The sequence below is a fragment of the Pseudomonas sp. S3_C06 genome (assembly GCF_054667675.1).
On sequence record NZ_CP162747.1, the window covers coordinates 3,854,475 to 3,870,871 of the forward strand.

At 58.3% G+C, this 16,397-nt stretch carries 13 protein-coding genes; 9 read left to right on the forward strand and 4 right to left on the reverse strand.

Going from position 1 to position 16,397, the window contains the following annotated elements; genetic code table 11:
• Positions 1 to 29: 29 nt before the first annotated feature.
• Genes AB4N44_RS17205 through AB4N44_RS17240 form a run of 8 tightly spaced genes read left to right on the forward strand, consistent with a single transcriptional unit; the run spans position 30 to position 9,018 of the window.
• Complete coding sequence (locus AB4N44_RS17205; protein WP_150774632.1) at positions 30 to 944, forward strand: GDP-mannose 4,6-dehydratase; 915 nt, start codon at positions 30 to 32, stop codon at positions 942 to 944.
• Entirely contained in the window at positions 941 to 1,912 is a 972-nt protein-coding gene (gmd, locus tag AB4N44_RS17210; RefSeq protein ID WP_007954189.1) for a GDP-mannose 4,6-dehydratase, read from the forward strand. The genes AB4N44_RS17205 and gmd overlap by 4 nt, the downstream gene beginning before the upstream one ends.
• A gap of 3 nt (positions 1,913 to 1,915) precedes the next feature.
• Positions 1,916 to 3,358 carry a mannose-1-phosphate guanylyltransferase/mannose-6-phosphate isomerase gene (locus tag AB4N44_RS17215; protein ID WP_460108301.1) on the forward strand — a complete coding sequence of 481 codons (1,443 nt, stop codon included), beginning with the start codon at positions 1,916 to 1,918 and terminating at the stop codon, positions 3,356 to 3,358.
• Positions 3,359 to 4,156: an ABC transporter permease gene (locus AB4N44_RS17220; RefSeq protein WP_093429564.1), complete on the forward strand. Its 798-nt coding sequence runs from the start codon at positions 3,359 to 3,361 to the stop codon at positions 4,154 to 4,156.
• On the forward strand, positions 4,156 to 5,409 hold the full coding sequence (locus AB4N44_RS17225) for an ABC transporter ATP-binding protein (protein WP_150749909.1): 1,254 nt from the start codon (positions 4,156 to 4,158) through the stop codon (positions 5,407 to 5,409). Before AB4N44_RS17220 ends, AB4N44_RS17225 begins: the two co-directional genes overlap by 1 nt.
• On the forward strand, positions 5,406 to 6,773 hold the full coding sequence (locus tag AB4N44_RS17230; protein ID WP_127930326.1) for a glycosyltransferase family 4 protein: 1,368 nt from the start codon (positions 5,406 to 5,408) through the stop codon (positions 6,771 to 6,773). The genes AB4N44_RS17225 and AB4N44_RS17230 overlap by 4 nt, the downstream gene beginning before the upstream one ends.
• Entirely contained in the window at positions 6,757 to 7,887 is a 1,131-nt protein-coding gene (locus AB4N44_RS17235) for a glycosyltransferase family 4 protein (protein ID WP_127930327.1), read from the forward strand. The genes AB4N44_RS17230 and AB4N44_RS17235 overlap by 17 nt, the downstream gene beginning before the upstream one ends.
• Positions 7,888 to 9,018, forward strand: coding sequence for a glycosyltransferase family 4 protein (locus AB4N44_RS17240; RefSeq protein ID WP_127930328.1), 1,131 nt, complete (start codon positions 7,888 to 7,890; stop codon positions 9,016 to 9,018).
• A gap of 134 nt (positions 9,019 to 9,152) precedes the next feature.
• Here the strand turns inward: AB4N44_RS17240 and AB4N44_RS17245 are convergent, their stop codons facing one another.
• From AB4N44_RS17245 to AB4N44_RS17255, 3 genes are all read right to left on the reverse strand, one after another.
• Positions 9,153 to 11,183 (reverse strand): pyridoxamine 5'-phosphate oxidase family protein, encoded by a 2,031-nt coding sequence (locus tag AB4N44_RS17245; protein ID WP_460111701.1) that lies wholly within the window; start codon positions 11,181 to 11,183, stop codon positions 9,153 to 9,155.
• Between the two features lie 45 nt (positions 11,184 to 11,228).
• Positions 11,229 to 11,855, reverse strand: a complete 627-nt coding sequence (locus tag AB4N44_RS17250) for a glutathione S-transferase family protein (protein WP_150749912.1) — start codon at positions 11,853 to 11,855, stop codon at positions 11,229 to 11,231.
• 114 nt (positions 11,856 to 11,969) lie between these two features.
• A complete protein-coding gene (locus tag AB4N44_RS17255) occupies positions 11,970 to 12,887 on the reverse strand; it encodes a LysR family transcriptional regulator (protein ID WP_460108296.1) in 918 nt (305 codons plus the stop codon).
• A 350-nt stretch (positions 12,888 to 13,237) separates the two neighbouring features.
• On the opposite strand from AB4N44_RS17255, the gene AB4N44_RS17260 reads away from it, so the two are divergent.
• Positions 13,238 to 14,374, forward strand: coding sequence for a DUF6161 domain-containing protein (locus AB4N44_RS17260; protein WP_460108293.1), 1,137 nt, complete (start codon positions 13,238 to 13,240; stop codon positions 14,372 to 14,374).
• 190 nt (positions 14,375 to 14,564) lie between these two features.
• Here the strand turns inward: AB4N44_RS17260 and glmS are convergent, their stop codons facing one another.
• Complete coding sequence (gene glmS / locus AB4N44_RS17265; protein ID WP_150749914.1) at positions 14,565 to 16,397, reverse strand: glutamine--fructose-6-phosphate transaminase (isomerizing); 1,833 nt, start codon at positions 16,395 to 16,397, stop codon at positions 14,565 to 14,567.

Genomic DNA, 16,397 nt, shown 5'->3' on the forward strand with positions numbered 1-16,397 from the left:
CGCGAAAACCAAGACCAAGGGGTCGCTGTTTGAAAAAGCGTCTGTTCGTCACGGGTCTCAGTGGATTCGTTGGACAACATATTCAGTCACGTTTGGCCTCGCCTGACTCTGCGTGGGAACTGCTGCCTGCAGCTTCACGTTACGACCTGACGGCTCCAGACAACCTTGTCGACCTGTGGCCGCAAATGCCTGACGCGGTCATTCATCTGGCCGGCCAGACGTTCGTCCCCGAAGCTTTCCGCGACCCGGCACGTACCCTCGACATCAATCTGCTCGGCACCCTCAATCTGTTGCAGGCTCTCAAGACCCGTGGTTTTCAGGGCACGTTCCTGTACGTCAGCTCCGGCGACGTTTACGGCCAGGTCAGCGAAAGCGATCTGCCGATCACCGAACAACAAGCGCCCTGCCCGCGCAATCCGTATGCGGTGAGCAAACTCTCGGCCGAGTTTCTCAGCCTGCAATGGGGTTTGAGTGAGGACTGGCCGGTGCTCGTCGCGCGGCCGTTCAACCACATCGGCACAGGACAGAAAGAAAGTTTCGTCATCGCCAGTGCCGCCCGCCAGATCAATCGCATCAAACAGGGCCTGCAAGCCCCGCAACTGGAAGTCGGCGACATCGACGTCACGCGGGATTTCCTCGATGTCGGCGATGTGATTTCGGCCTATTTCGCGCTGCTGGAGAAAGGTGTACCAGGACAGGTTTACAACATCTGCTCAGGGCGCGAGCAGAGCATCCGCAGTCTGATTGAACAACTGGCCGATCTGGCCGAAGTGCCAGTGCAACTGGTTCAAGATCCGGCTCGCATGCGCCGCGCCGACCAGCGCCGCGTTTGCGGCAGTCACACCAAGCTGACCCGGACCACCGGATGGACGCCTGAAATCACTACACAACAATCCCTGCGGGCGATCCTGTCCGACTGGGAGAAGCGAGTAAAACAAGAATGACTAAAAGTGCACTGATCACAGGGATTACTGGCCAGGACGGCGCCTATCTGGCCAGACTGTTGCTCGACAAGGGCTACAAGGTTCATGGCCTGGTGGCACGACGCAGCAGCGATTCGCGCTGGCGCCTGCGCGAGATGGGTGTCGAAGCCGACATCGTTTATCTCGATGGCGACATGGCCGATGCCTGCTCGGTGCAGCGTGCGGTCATCAAGTCGGCGCCGGACGAGGTGTATAACCTCGCCGCGCAAAGCTTTGTCGCCGCCTCGTGGGATCAACCGGTGACCACCGGCATCGTTGACGGCCTGGGCGTTACCCATCTGCTCGAAGCGATCCGTCAATTCAGCCCGCACACCCGCTTCTATCAGGCTTCGACCAGTGAGATGTTCGGCCTTATCCAGGCTGAGCAGCAGGACGAAAACACACCGTTCTACCCACGCAGCCCTTACGGCGTGGCCAAGCTGTACGGCCACTGGATCACCGTCAACTACCGCGAAAGTTTCAACCTGCACGCCAGCAGCGGCATTCTTTTCAACCATGAATCGCCACTGCGCGGCATCGAGTTCGTGACCCGCAAGGTCACCGACGCCGCTGCACGCATCAAGCAGGGCAAACAGCAGGAGCTGGCCCTGGGCAACATTGACGCCAAGCGTGACTGGGGTTTTGCCGGTGATTACGTCGAAGCCATGTGGCTGATGCTGCAACAAGACAAGCCTGACGATTTTGTGGTCGCCACCGGCGTCACCACCACCGTACGGGAAATGTGCCGCATCGCCTTCGATCACGTCGGCCTCAACTACCGCGATTACGTGAAGATCGACCCGGCCTTCTTCCGCCCGGCCGAAGTCGAAGTGCTGCTCGGCAATCCGGCCAAGGCTCAGCGCGTACTGGGCTGGAAGCCGAAAACCGACCTGGATACCTTGATCCGCATGATGATGGATGCGGACATGAAACGCGTCGCCAAGGAGTAGGCCATGCTGATCCCCGTGATTCTGTCCGGCGGTGCCGGCACCCGTTTGTGGCCGGTGTCCCGCGAGGGCCATCCCAAGCCGTTCATGACCCTGCCCGACGGCCAGTCGCTGCTCGGCAAGACCTATCAGCGCGCGGCGGCTTTGCTCGACGGCTGGGGCGACATCGTCACGGTGACCAATCGCGAGTACTACTTCCAGAGCAAGGATCACTATTGCGCCGCCCACGTATCGCGTCATCGCGGGCACTTCCTGCTCGAGCCGAGCGGGCGCAACACCGCGCCGGCCATCGCTGCAGCGGCGTTGTCGCTGCAAGCGTTGCACGGTGACGACGCGATCATGGTGGTGATGCCCGCCGACCATTTGATCGTCAATCAGGACGCACTGAAAACCGCGGTCGAGCACGCCGTCCATCTGGCCAGGGACGGTTATCTGGTGACCTTCGGCGTGATCCCGACCGCACCGGAAACCGGCTTCGGCTACATCGAGACCGGGGCGCCGCTGGACGCCAAAGGCGCGGCGAAAGTGCAGCGCTTCGTCGAGAAGCCCGACCTGCAAACTGCCACGCATTATCTGGAGAGCGGCAACTTCCTGTGGAATTCGGGAATGTTCTGCTTCACCACCGCGACCTTGATTGCTGAACTGCAATTGCACGCGCCCGAGTTGCTGGAGCAGACCCGCGCCTGCATGGACGTCAGCGCGCCGATTGAAACGGTCGGCTGCCTGCAACAGGAACTGTCGCCGGCACTGTTCGCGGAAATCACTGACATCTCGATCGACTACGCGCTGATGGAGCGCTCGGAAAAAGTCGTCGTGGTTCCCGCCGGATTCGACTGGAGCGACATTGGTTCGTGGGGTGCCGTCGCGGCATTGGTCCCGGCCGATGCCGACAACAACCGCGCCAGCGGCGAAGCCATCTTCATCGACAGCCACAACAACTTCGTGCAGAGCGAAGGCCGACTGATAGCGACGGTGGGTGTGGATAACCTGATCGTGGTCGACACCGCCGACGCGGTGCTGGTGGCCCACGCCGACCGTGCGCAGGACGTGCGGCGCGTGGCCAAGCAGCTCAAGGACAAATCCCACGAAGCCTATCGGCTGCATCGTACCGTCAGTCGACCGTGGGGCACCTACACCGTTCTGGAGGAAGGCCCGCGCTTCAAGATCAAGCGCATCGTGGTCAAACCCGGTGGCAAGCTGTCCCTGCAAATGCACCATCACCGCAACGAACACTGGGTGGTTGTCGAAGGCATGGCCAAGGTCACCAACAACGGCTCCGGCACGACGCTGGTGGCCAAGAACGAATCAACCTTTATCGCCGCCGGCCACAAGCATCGTCTGGAAAACCCTGGGGTGATCGATCTGGTGATCATCGAAGTGCAAAGCGGCGAATACCTGGGAGAGGACGACATCGTCCGCTTCGAAGACCAATACGGCAGGACGGTTTAAATGCTGCTTTCCCTGTACCGCTCGTTGCATGGCTACCGGGGTTTCATCCTCGGCAGCGTGCAGCGAGAGTTTCAAGCGCGATACCGCAATTCGCTGTTCGGCGCCTTGTGGCCGATTTTCAATCCGCTGTCGATGATCATTGTTTACACCGTGATCTTTTCCCACATCATGCGCGCCCGTTTGCCGGGTGTGGATGACAGCATGGCCTACAGTGTCTACCTCTGCGCCGGGTTGCTGGCGTGGGGGCTGTTTTCCGAAATCACCTTGCGCAGCCAGAACATGTTTCTGGAAAACGCCAACCTGCTGAAGAAAATCAGCTTCCCGCGGATCTGCCTGCCGGTCATCGTCCTGTGCAATGCCGGGATCAACTTCGCGATCATCATCAGTCTGTTTCTCGGCTTTCTGCTGATCACCGGGCGCTGGCCGGGCATGGCGCTGCTGGCGCTGATTCCATTGATCGCCCTGCAAATGATGTTCTGCGCCGGGTTGGGCATGGTGCTCGGCGTATTGAACGTGTTCTTCCGCGATGTCGGCCAGCTCTTCGGCATCTGCCTGCAATTCTGGTTCTGGCTGACGCCGATCGTTTACCCGATCACGATCCTGCCGGAATGGGTGCAGCGCCTGTTGCAACTCAATCCGCTGACCAACCTGTTCAGCAGTTATCAGAACCTGTTTCTCTACGGACAGTGGCCGGTCTGGAGCTCGCTGCTGCCGATCTTCGTCACGGGGGTGCTGTTTTGTCTGATCGGTCTACGGCTGTTTCGCCAGCGCGTTGGCGAAATGGTGGATGAACTCTGATGGGGCATATTCGCGTCACCGGCCTGAGCAAGGCCTACAAACAATATCCCAACCGCTGGAGCCGACTGGCTGAGTGGCTGATTCCGTTTTCGCCGATCCGCCACCACCAGCACTGGGTGCTGCAGGACGTCGAATTCGAAATCGCCCCCGGTGAAGCGGTGGGCATCGTCGGTGCCAACGGCGCGGGCAAAAGCACTTTGCTGAAAATGATCACCGGCACCACCCAACCCACCACCGGCAAGATCGAACTGCAAGGCCGCGTGGCCGCGCTGCTGGAGCTGGGCATGGGTTTCCACCCGGATTTCACCGGTCGCCAGAACGCAATCATGGCCGGTCAGTTGCTGGGCATGCAGCTCGAAGAAATCGAAGCACTGATGCCCGACATCGAGCATTTCGCCGAGATCGGCGACGCCATCGACCATCCGGTGCGAACCTATTCCAGCGGCATGCAGATGCGCTTGGCGTTCAGCGTTGCCACGGCGCGGCGCCCGGACATCCTTATCGTCGACGAGGCACTGTCGGTGGGCGACGCCTACTTCCAGCACAAAAGCTTCGAACGCATCCGCAGCTTCCGCAAATCCGGCACCACGCTGCTGATCGTGTCCCACGACCGCTCGGCGATTCAGTCGATCTGCGACTCGGCCATCCTGCTCAAGGACGGCCGCATGGCCATGTACGGCAAACCGGAACCGGTGCTCGACTACTACAACGCGCTGATGGCCGAACGCGAAGGCCAGATCGTCCGTCAGGAAATGCTCGCTGGCGGCGAAGTGCAAACGATATCAGGCACCGGCGAAGCGGCGATTCTCGGCGTGCGCCTGCTCGATGAAAACGATCGCAGCATCGACGCCGCCGAAGTCGGCCAACCGGTGGTGCTCGAAGTTCAGGTCGAGGTGCGCAAGGACATCGAACGGCTGGTGCTGGGCTTTATCCTCAAGGATCGGCTGGGTCAGATGATGTACGGCATCAACACCCATCGCCTCGACAAGGCATTGACCGACCTGCACGCCGGCGAACGCTTCACCTACCGCTTCTCGTTCATCATGGGTTTGGGCAAAGGCAATTATTCAGTGTCGCTGAGCCTGTCGCGTCTGGACTCGCACCTCGATCGCAATTTCGAATGGCGCGACTACGGGTTGGTATTCCACGTGATCAACAACCGTCAGGAAGATTTCGTCGGCTGCTCATGGCTCGGCGCCAAGACCACCATCACTCGCGACACCGAGGCCCGGCACGCAGAGCGTGCGCCATGACCCGCTTGCTGGTCGAATGCACCCATGTGTTCAAACACCCGGCCATCAATTCGGGTATTCAGCGTGTGGTGCGCAACGTCATCAAGCAACTGCCTGCCAGCGCCGCAGGTGTGGAGTGCATGCCGGTGGTGGTACTCAATGGCGAACTCTATCGCGTGTTGCAACTGGCACCGTTCGATACGCCTTTTTTCAACACGCTTGAAACCTTCGGCGGACGACTGGAACGCCTCGCTCATCGCTTCTGGCAGTGGCATCAGCGACGTGATGCGCAACTCAACTCAAAACTGGCGCGACGGGTTTTATATGTCGGCTATCGACTGACGATCTTCGCAGCCTTCGGCCTGCCGATCCGCCTGATCCGGCGGATCAATCGCAGGCAACTGCTCAAACGTTGCTCACCGCTGCAACACCAGCCGGGCGATCAACTGGTGCTACTGGATTCGTCATGGCACTCGGATCTTTTCGCCCACGTCGAACGGCTCAAACGTGACGGCGTCGGTATGATCGCGGTGATCTACGACCTGATCCCGCTGACTCACCCACAGTTTTACGACACACGTCTGGTCGAGGTTTTCAGTGAGTGGTTCGACTGGATCACCCGCACAGCGGATGGCTACATGGCGATTTCCGCCACGGTGCGCGATCAGGTGCGTGAAGAGTTGCGCCAGCGAATCGGTGTCGAGCAAACCCATCAACGCTGGTTCGATTTCTTTCATTTGGGTTCCGAACTGGATCTGCACAACGACGTGGCAATGGTCGAACCGCGCCTGAAGCAACTGTTCACTACCTCTGAGCCGGTCTACCTGATGGTCAGCACCATCGAGCCGCGCAAAAACCACGCCTATCTGCTTGATGCCTTCGAGCACGCCTGGGCCGCTGGCTCAACCGCACGGCTGTGCATCGCCGGGCGGGTCGGCTGGAAATGCGACGCCCTGCTCGCCCGGGTGCGCAATCATCCCGAGTTGAACCAGCGCCTGTTCATGTTCAACGACCTCAGCGACACCAGCCTGGAACACGCTTACGCCCACGCCAGTGCGTTGGTGTTCCCTTCGTTCGTCGAAGGGTTTGGCTTGCCGCTGGTGGAGGCCATGCAGCGTGGATTGCCGGCGATGGGCAGTGATATTGCGGTGTTCCGCGAAATTGGCGGCGAGTTCATGGCCTACTTCGATCTGCAGGATCCGCAAAGCCTCGCCCGGTTGATTATCGGATTTCAGCGCAACGGCCAGTTCCCCGCAGCTCGCGATGTTGCCGATTGGCAGTGGATCGGCTGGCGGGAAGCGAGCCTGCAACTGGTCGAACGCAGTGCGCGTAACGTTCTGGGAGCGCCAACGGCGCCAGCGAGTCAGCATGCGCATTGCTCTTAACGCGCGCATTCTGCAGGCACCGCGCACCGGCATCGGCCAATACGTCGCTGAACTGGTCAACGCCTTGCGCAATGAACCCGACGTGGACGTGACGTTGTTCCACGGCTGGGGCTGGAGTTCGGCACTGCCGGAAGCGGCCATGCCCGGTTACTCACGATTGACGCCACTGCTGCGGCAAATCCCCGGCGCCTATCAGGCGCGCCGCTGGCTGGAGCAGAAACGCTTCGATCAGGGCCGCGCGCAAGGTATCGACCTCTATCACGAGCCGAGCCTGTGGCCACTGGCCTTCGATGGCCCGACGGTGATCACCCTGCACGACCTGACTCACCTGCATTTCCCTGAGACCCAGCCACCGGCACGGCTCAAGGAGATCGAGCGCCGACTGGCCGCCGGTGTCCAACAGGCGCAGGTGATTCTCACCGATTCACAGGCGATTGCCGACGAAGCCCAGGATTATTTCGGCCTGCCAGCCGAACGTTTTGTGGTGGCCCCGCTGGGGGTTGCCGAGCGCTTTCATCCGCGCGAGGCCAGCGCCATTGACGCGGTGCTCAAGGCGCATGCGGTGGAGTCGCGGGAGTATTTCCTTTGTGTCGGCACGCTGGAGCCGCGCAAGAACCTTGGCCTCGCCCTGCGCGCCCATGCCCTGTTACCGGAGGCGGTGCGTCAGCGTTTTCCATTGCTGATTGTCGGCATGGCCGGGTGGCAGCGCGAACAGTTCAGCGAACCGTTGCGCCAGGCGCTGGCCAGCGGGCATGTGTGCCTGCTCGGTTATCTGCTCGATGAACAGGTCGCCCAATTGCTGGCCGGCGCCCGGGCGCTGATTTTTCCATCACTGTATGAAGGTTTCGGTCTGCCGGTACTGGAGGCCATGGCCAGTGGCACACCGGTGGTGCTCACGCGTTCTTCGGCGATGCCGGAAGTCGCCGGTGCAGCGGGCAACTATATTGAAGCTGACGATGCAGAAGGCCTGCGTGATGCGCTGAGCCGACTGATCGACGATCAAGCGCATTGGCAGGCATGCCGAGAAGCCGGGTTGCAGCAGTCACGGCTTTTTTCCTGGAAGCGTTGTGCACAGGCCACGGCCGGTGCCTACCGCCAGGCCATGGGAGGTTGAATGCGAGTTCTTCATTTTTTCAAGACGTACCTGCCTGACTCGGTCGGCGGCATTGAGCAAGTGATTTTCCAGCTCTGCGAAAGCGGCGCCCAGCACGGTATCGACGGCCAGGTGCTGACGCTCAGTGCTGACCCGACACCGCCCGTGGTGCAATTGGGCCAGCACGAAGTGCACCGGGCCAAACTCGACATCCAGTTCGCCTCCACCGGTTTTTCCTGGAGCGTGTTCAAACAGTTTCGCGAACTGGCGGCCGAAGCTGACGTGGTCAATTACCACTTCCCGTGGCCGTTCATGGACCTGGTGCATTTCGCCAGCGCGATGAACAAGCCGAGCGTGGTGACCTATCACTCGGACATCATTCGCCAGAAGCACCTGCTCAAACTCTACCGACCGTTGATGAATCGTTTTCTCGCCAGCGCCGACCGCATCGTTGCCGCGTCACCCAACTATCTGCACACCAGCGATGTGTTACAGCAGTTCCAGGACAAGACCCGGGTAATTCCTTACGGTTTGAACAAGTCGGGTTATCCACAGCCGGAAACCGAGCGCATGAACCGTTGGCGCCAACAGCTTGGGGATAAGTTTTTTCTGTTTGTCGGCGTGATGCGTTATTACAAGGGCCTGCACATTCTGCTTGAGGCCCTGAAAGACGTGGACTATCCCGTGGTCATTGTCGGTGCCGGGCCACTGGAGCTGGAGCTGCACGCGCAGGCGCAGGCGCTGGGCCTGCGCAACATTCACTTCCTCGGACGTCTGGGTGACGAAGACAAGGTCGCGCTGCTGCAACTGAGCTACGCGATTGTTTTCCCGTCACACCTGCGTTCGGAAGCATTCGGCATTTCCTTGCTGGAAGGCGCGATGTACGGCAAGCCGATGATCTCCAGTGAGATCGGCACTGGCACCAGTTACATCAATATCCACAACGAGACGGGATTGGTCGTGCCGCCGAGTCATCCACAGGCGTTTCGCGAGGCGATGCGCACGCTGTGGGAGGATCCGGTGCGTGCTGCAGCGATGGGGGTCAAAGCTGAAGCGCGTTATCGGCAGTTATTCACAGCCGACGACATGGGCCGTAAATGGACGGCGTTGTATCAGGAATTGCTGGAAGAAAAGAACCTGTCCTACGCCTGATTTCAGGCTGAAACATATACCCAAATGTGCGAGCGAGCCTGCTCGCGATGGCGGTGGATCAGCGACAATGATGTCGACTGACCTGACGCTTTCGCGAGCAGGCTCGCTCCCACAGGGTGTTGTGGTGTTTTCAGTTACAGGTCAAGGATCAGCGGTTGCGGGCTTTGTGCCGGGACCGCGCAGCAGATCAGCACGTGACCCGCTTCCGGAACGTCTGCCGGCACCTGTGGATAATTCACTGCACCGCTGACCAGCCGGGTCTTGCAGGTACCGCAAGAACCTCCCCGGCAACTGAATTCCGGACGTAACCCGCGACTTTCCGCCAGTTCCAGCAAACTCCCGCCATCCGGCTGCCAACGCGCCTCTTTCGCCGAACGCTCGAACACCACCGGCACCGATGTGGTCGCAGCAGGCGGTTGTTCGATGACGATCGCGTCCGGATCAGCCTGACGTTTCAGCGTCGACGGGCCGAAGGTTTCCGCATGAATCTGCGCATCGCGCACGTCCAGTTCGCGCAGGGTGTCGTACAAGCCTTGAGTAAAACCGCCGGGGCCGCAGAGGACAAAGTCGAGCTGATCGAAATCATCGGCATCCAGCACGTTTCTCAGCACTTGCGCGTCGATACGCCCCGACAGATCGAAATCCTCACCTTCGTGCAGTTCAGCTTCCGGCTGGCTGAGCAAACGCAGAACTCGTACCGAATCGCCTGCCGTTTCGAGCAACCGATCCAGCTCCTGGCGAAACGGTTGATCGGCCAAGCTGCGTGAACTCTGCAACAACAGCGTCGGACGAATCCTTCGCGTCCGTAGGCCTTGGTACACCACCTCGCGCAGCATCGACAGCAAAGGCGTGACTCCTACACCGGCCGCCAACAACACCAAAGGGCGGTGCTCCAACGGCTTCACGGTGAAATGCCCCTGCGGCGCCCGCGCTTCCAGCACATCGCCGACATTAATTTGCTCATGCAGATGCGATGAAATCAGGCCCTCGCGCTTGACGCTGATCCGATAGAAACCATCGGATGGCGCACTCGAAAGGCTGTAGGTGCGAATGTGCACCTCGCCATCAACGGTGAAACGCAGCGGCAGATGCTGACCGGCAAGAAACACCGGCAAACCGGCACCGTCGGCGGGCTCCAGATAGATCGAGCGAATGTGCTGACTCTCCGCTTCGATCTTCGTCACCCGCAGTGGCCGCCATTGATTGCCCAGCGCCTGCGCCTGTAAACGTGCGTCCGCCTCGGCCCAGTTACCGGTCAACAGACTGGTCGGCGACATGCCGTCGAAGCGCCAGCGCAAGGCCAATGCCGCCGGGCGCCGCACCAGTTTTTCCACATCAAATGTCCACAGGCGTTCAGCACCTTGAAACACCTCAATCTGCGGGCCTTCAAGAATGATCTCGGTACGCCCGCTGAGTTGCAGCACGTCGCCTGTGGAAAAGTCGATGAACAGCAGACCAGCCTTGGGGTTGAGCAGCAAATTGCCGAGGGTGTTGAAGTGCAGATTGCCGGCGAAATCGGGGATGGTCAGACGATTGCCCTCCACCCGCACGAACCCGGCCTGGCCGCCACGATGAGAAACATCCACTGCCCGCTGGCCGTCGACATCCACATAACTGGCGACGAAAAAAGTATCGGCGCCTTCGATCAGCGCGATGGCCGCATCATCGAGGCCGTTCAGATGCTCAGCCGGACGCGTCTGCGGATCCGTCAACGGCACACGCTGAAACTGGCGCAGTTGAATGTACTGCGGGCAGTTGCCGAAGGCTTGATCCACGCTCACATCAAAACCATGAGCGCTCAGATTGCCGACATGACCATTGAGGCGATTACGCCGGCGGGTGTGCAACTCGATGCCGAGCAAGCCGATCGGTTCGCCATTGCGCAGTTGCGCCGGGTCATCGGCAGCAGGCTGGCTGGCGAAATGCAGATGCCCGGGATCCGGCGAATGGGCAAACCCCGGCGCGCCTTCGAGCACACTGGCCCACGGGCGCCCATCTGCATCAACTGCGCCGTACAACATGAAGGGTAATTGCTGATAGAACTCACGGTGCTGGTCCGGCATCCAGGTGCGAATCACCTTACGCCCGAAGGCTTCCATGCGTTCGGCAACCCCGACTTTCGCTTGCAACTGTTGCTCGCCAGCGTGCCACGGTGAACGTTCCATCATGACCTCTCCCCTGCACCCTCGGCACAGCGTGGATTGTGAGAATCAGACTGCGGTTTGCAGACCGGCAACCGTGCGTGGCATGCCGACGAAACCGGGCAAGGCTTCAACCCGGGCCAGCCAGGCGCGGACGTTGGCGTAATCATCCAGCGACACATTGCCTTCCGGTGCGTGGGCGATGTAACTGTAGGCCGACACGTCGGCAATGGTCGGTTCGTCGCCGGCCAGATACGCCGTTTTACCCAACTCGGCTTCCATTACCTTGAGCAGGTTGTGCGCACGGGTAATCGCCTCATCAGCATTCAGCTGTGCGCCAAACACCGTGACCAGTCGCGCCGCAGCGGGTCCGAATGCAATCGGCCCGGCGGCCGCCGACAGCCAGCGCTGCACCCGTGCCGCACCCACCGGGTCAGCGGGCAGCCAACGACCATTGCCGTATTTCTGCGCCAGATACACCAGAATTGCGTTGGAATCGGCCAGCACCACGCCGTCGTCATCGATTGCCGGCACCTGCCCGAAGCTGTTGATGGCCAGATACGCCGGCTGCTTATGCTCACCTTTGGCCAGATCGACGAAGATCAGCTCGGTCGGCAATTGCAGCAGGGACAACATCAGCTCGACACGGTGGGCGTGGCCGGAACGTGGAAAGTTGTAGAGTTTGATCGCTTGCATGGTCGACTCCGCTGAACAGGGGCGCCGCTGCGGGGATGAGCGCGCCGATGGAGGTCATCTTGCGCTGATCACGAAAACAACAGAATCACCAGCAAACGCAATCGATTATTTCACTTAGTGCAATAACGCTGCATTTTTCAACGCTGGATGTTCGCGCAAAGCCTCTGCCGTGAAATCGACAAAACTGCGGATCCGCGCTGGAGCCTTGCGCCCCCCCTGATACACGACATGAATCGGCAGCGGCGGCAGTTCGAATTCCGCGAGGACGATTTCCAGTGTGCCGGCGGCAACCTGGCTCGCCACTTGATAGGACAACACTCGAGTCAAACCCAAGCCCATGCAAGTCGCTGTAATCGCAGCCTGATTGGCGGTAACGATAAGACGCGGCTCAGGACGCACGCTGAGCGGTTCGCCCCCGACGAGAAACGGCCAACTGCGTTGCTGACCAATCGCTGAAGTCGCCACCACCGGCGCTCCCGCCAGAGCGTGGGGATTAACCGGTCGACCATACTTGGCAAAATAGGCTGGCGAGCCGCAGATGACCCGACGCACCTCACCCACCCGAATCGCATGCTGACTGCTGTCCGGCAGATCACCGATGCGCACCGCCACATCGATGCCCTCCTCGACCATATTGACGATCCGATCAACCAGCACGGCGTTAATCGTGACATCCGGATATTGCGCGAGATAACTCGCCATCACCGGCGTCACAAACAAATCACCGAACAACACCGGCGCCGTCACCGTCAGTTGTCCACGCGGCTCGGCATGACTGCCCGCCGCCGAATCCTCGGCTTCCTGCACTTCGGCGAGAATCCGGCGACAGTCTTCCAGATAACGCTGCCCCGCTTCGCTCAAATGCACACTGCGCGTGGTGCGAATCAGCAACTGCGTACCGATCCGCAACTCCAGCGCCGCCACCGCCCGCGTCACGCTCGCCGCAGAGAGACCCAGACGCCGCGCGGCCGCAGAGAAGCCTTGCTCTTGCGCGACAGTGGTGAAGATGTGCATTTCCTGGAAGCGGTCCATGGTGCCTCTCGAGTCAGATACAAAAATCGCAGCCGAAGCTGCGATTTTTTGGGTGTGAAGACTTTCAGGATTAAAAAGCCTCGCGAACAATTGTATCTGAGACCAGCGGAAATTCGCTAAATCAAAAGGTACAAGACAAACGGACTCATTAAAAATTCATAACCGTAGTCAGAGAATCTACCCTATGCAGTCACGCATTACATTTCTACCCATAACTATTGCAAGTATCTAAGACAAACGGCACTATTTCTGGTGGTCGATAGCACATAGCCACACAACTAAAAACGTAACGTCCCTAGCTGAAGTCTAAAGACTCTGGGTTTAAACAGCATTCAAGGAAAGAAAAAAGTATGGCAACCACTCAACAGAAAAAATTTTCAGACGATCAATCCCCTGCATATGATCTTATCAGTAAATCAAAACTGAATGAAATTCAAAATTTAAGTATCGATGACCTGAGAGACTGGGGAAATCTTGAATGGAAATACTGGAATGAAATCAATAGCTCCTTACAACAACAGAAAAGTAACAATGGCTCCTCAAGAAATCACTTATCAATTGTGCAGCAGGCTTCCCAATATACAAATAAAGTTGCTGAGCTAAAAAATTCGATCACAACTGATACATTATATTCAAGCGATGGCGATCTTTTAAACGACTCCGTCCCTTTGCTAAAATCTATTTTTTCTTTTGATCTGCCTCAGCATGACGATCCGTTAGCTGACGAGTTTAAAAACTCTTGCCACGCAGGAGAAGCAACTTCGGCGGTCTATACCTATCGCATGCTAACGAAAAATTTGGACAGACAATATCTAAGAGGATATGACGAGGGCGCTTCAAAAAACTTGAAATCCCTAATTAAAGGGATCGACGATAAAACGACTCAGACTTTATCTGATCTGAAAGAGAAGGAAAATGAAATCAATAACAGCATCAATCACGCGGAGGAAACCATTCAGAAAATTGTAGCCGCTGCTACATCTGCAATTTCTCTTTCAGAACCGGTAAAATTCTGGGAAGACCGCAGAGGTATTCATAAGACTAACGCTGAAAAGTACGGTAGATACGCATCAATATCGGCTGCAACCTTTGCTATTACTTTGGCAATCATAGTGATTTATGAGTATTTGTCGGGCACTGCGCATAACTGGCTAGGGTATGAGTTCACCCTACCTAAATCATTATCAGGAATTGCCACAATACTGTTGATATCAACTGCTGGTATTTGGTCAACTCGGATATTTGTAAAATTAATGATGGCAAACCTCACTCTAGAAACCGAGTCCATTGAACGTGCCACGATGATCAAAACTTTCGTCGCTATGAAGGCTGCGGAAACATCCATTGCTAAAGAAGCAGAGCTGCTCTTCTATACAACATTGTTCCGTCCATCCAATAATGTGATAAGTGAAGAGTCGACAGCTCCAGAGTTTGGAAAGATACTGGACGCAATCCTGAAAGTTAAGACTGACAAGCCCGGCGGCTGAAATAAACTATTTTAATTTATTACCCCACGAATTCACACCGTTGGGTTCTTTATTATTAGACATGGGGCGCGCACTGTTTTGCTAACTTGTTAGAAGAGTAGAGTGCAAGACAGTTATTGAATCGTTTGGAGCCCCGAAAGGCTCCAAAAAGGGAATAATTTTTTCTGAAGCACGATCTACTGTGGATAACTTATTCCACTGTCACCGACTTCGCCAAATTACGCGGCTGATCGACGTCCGTGCCCTTGAGCACCGCAACGTAGTACGACAGCAGCTGCAGCGGAACCGTGTAGAGGATCGGCGAGAGGATGTCGTGGATATGTGGCATCTGCACCACATGGGTGCCTTCGCCGTTGGTCATCCCGGCTTTCTCGTCGGCGAACACGATCAGTTCGCCACCACGGGCGCGGACTTCCTGCAGGTTGGATTTGAGCTTTTCCAGCAGTTCGTTGTTCGGCGCCACGGTGACCACGGGCATGTCGTTATCCACAAGTGCCAGAGGGCCGTGCTTCAGCTCGCCGGCCGGGTAGGCTTCGGCGTGAATATAAGAGATTTCCTTGAGTTTCAGCGCACCTTCCATTGCCACCGGGAATTGCGCGCCACGACCGAGGAACAGAGTGTGGTTCTTCTCGGCGAACAGCTCGGCGATCTTTTCCACGGTGCTGTCCATGGCCAGCGCTTCGCCGAGACGGGTTGGCAGGCGACGCAGTTCTTCGACCAGACGCGCTTCAACGCCATTGGCCAACGTGCCGCGCACCTGACCCAGCGACAGGGTCAGCAACAACAGACCGACCAGTTGCGTGGTGAAGGCTTTGGTCGAGGCGACACCGATTTCGCGGCCGGCCTGGGTTAGCAGGGTCAGGTCGGATTCGCGCACCAGCGAGCTGATGCCGACGTTGCAGATCGCCAGGCTGGCGAGGAAGCCCAGCTCCTTGGCATTGCGCAGCGCAGCGAGGGTGTCGGCGGTTTCGCCGGACTGCGAGATGGTCACGAACAAGGTGTCCGGCTGCACCACCACTTTGCGATAGCGGAATTCGCTGGCGACTTCGACCTGGCACGGAATGCCGGCCAGTTCTTCCAGCCAGTAACGCGCGACCATACCCGCGTGATAGCTGGTGCCGCAGGCGACGATCTGTACGTTACGCACTTTGGCGAACAATTCGGCCGCTTGTGGGCCGAATGCTTGCACCAGCACCTGATCATTGCTCAGGCGACCTTCGAGGGTGCGCTGCACAACGGCTGGTTGCTCGTGGATTTCCTTGAGCATGTAGTGGCGGTATTCACCTTTGTCGGCGGCTTCGGCACCGTCGCTGTACTGCACGGTCTGGCGCTCGACGACGTTGCCGTTGATGTCCCAGATCTGCACGTTATCGCGGCGAATTTCGGCGATATCGCCTTCTTCCAGGTACATGAAGCGGTCAGTGACCTGACGCAGCGCCAACTGATCGGAGGCGAGGAAGTTCTCGCCCAGACCCAGCCCAATCACCAACGGACTGCCACTGCGCGCGGCAACCAGACGATCCGGCTGCTTGGCATTGATCACTGCCAGACCATAAGCACCGTGCAATTCCTTGACCGTCGCCTTGAGAGCGACGCTCAGGTCAGGCTGATCCTTGAGCTTGTGATTGAGCAGATGGGCGATAACTTCGGTATCGGTGTCCGAAGTAAACACGTAACCCAGCGCTTTCAGTTGATCACGCAGGGCTTCGTGGTTTTCGATGATGCCGTTGTGCACCACCGCGATGTCGCCGGAGAAATGCGGGTGGGCGTTGCGTTCGCACGGTGCGCCGTGAGTTGCCCAGCGGGTGTGGGCAATGCCCAGACGGCCGACCAACGGGTGTTCGGCCAGCGCCGCTTCGAGTTCGCTGACTTTACCCGGGCGACGCATGCGCTCGAGGGTTTCGTCGTTGGTGAAGACCGCGACACCGGCGCTGTCGTAGCCGCGGTATTCAAGGCGCTTGAGACCTTCGAGCAGGATGGCGGTGATATTACGTTCAGCAACTGCGCCGACAATTCCACACAT

Excerpts from the sequence above, each read along its gene's own strand:
- gmd (WP_007954189.1), top strand. The coding sequence starts at position 941 with ATGACTAAAAGTGCACTGATCACAGGGATTACTGGCCAGGACGGCGCC.
- AB4N44_RS17215 (WP_460108301.1), top strand. The coding sequence starts at position 1,916 with ATGCTGATCCCCGTGATTCTGTCCGGCGGTGCCGGCACCCGTTTGTGG.
- AB4N44_RS17220 (WP_093429564.1), top strand. The coding sequence starts at position 3,359 with ATGCTGCTTTCCCTGTACCGCTCGTTGCATGGCTACCGGGGTTTCATC.
- AB4N44_RS17225 (WP_150749909.1), top strand. The coding sequence starts at position 4,156 with ATGGGGCATATTCGCGTCACCGGCCTGAGCAAGGCCTACAAACAATAT.
- AB4N44_RS17230 (WP_127930326.1), top strand. The coding sequence starts at position 5,406 with ATGACCCGCTTGCTGGTCGAATGCACCCATGTGTTCAAACACCCGGCC.
- AB4N44_RS17235 (WP_127930327.1), top strand. The coding sequence starts at position 6,757 with ATGCGCATTGCTCTTAACGCGCGCATTCTGCAGGCACCGCGCACCGGC.
- AB4N44_RS17240 (WP_127930328.1), top strand. The coding sequence starts at position 7,888 with ATGCGAGTTCTTCATTTTTTCAAGACGTACCTGCCTGACTCGGTCGGC.
- AB4N44_RS17245 (WP_460111701.1), bottom strand. The coding sequence starts at position 11,183 with ATGGAACGTTCACCGTGGCACGCTGGCGAGCAACAGTTGCAAGCGAAA.
- AB4N44_RS17250 (WP_150749912.1), bottom strand. The coding sequence starts at position 11,855 with ATGCAAGCGATCAAACTCTACAACTTTCCACGTTCCGGCCACGCCCAC.
- AB4N44_RS17255 (WP_460108296.1), bottom strand. The coding sequence starts at position 12,887 with ATGGACCGCTTCCAGGAAATGCACATCTTCACCACTGTCGCGCAAGAG.
- AB4N44_RS17260 (WP_460108293.1), top strand. The coding sequence starts at position 13,238 with ATGGCAACCACTCAACAGAAAAAATTTTCAGACGATCAATCCCCTGCA.
- glmS (WP_150749914.1), bottom strand. The coding sequence starts at position 16,397 with ATGTGTGGAATTGTCGGCGCAGTTGCTGAACGTAATATCACCGCCATC.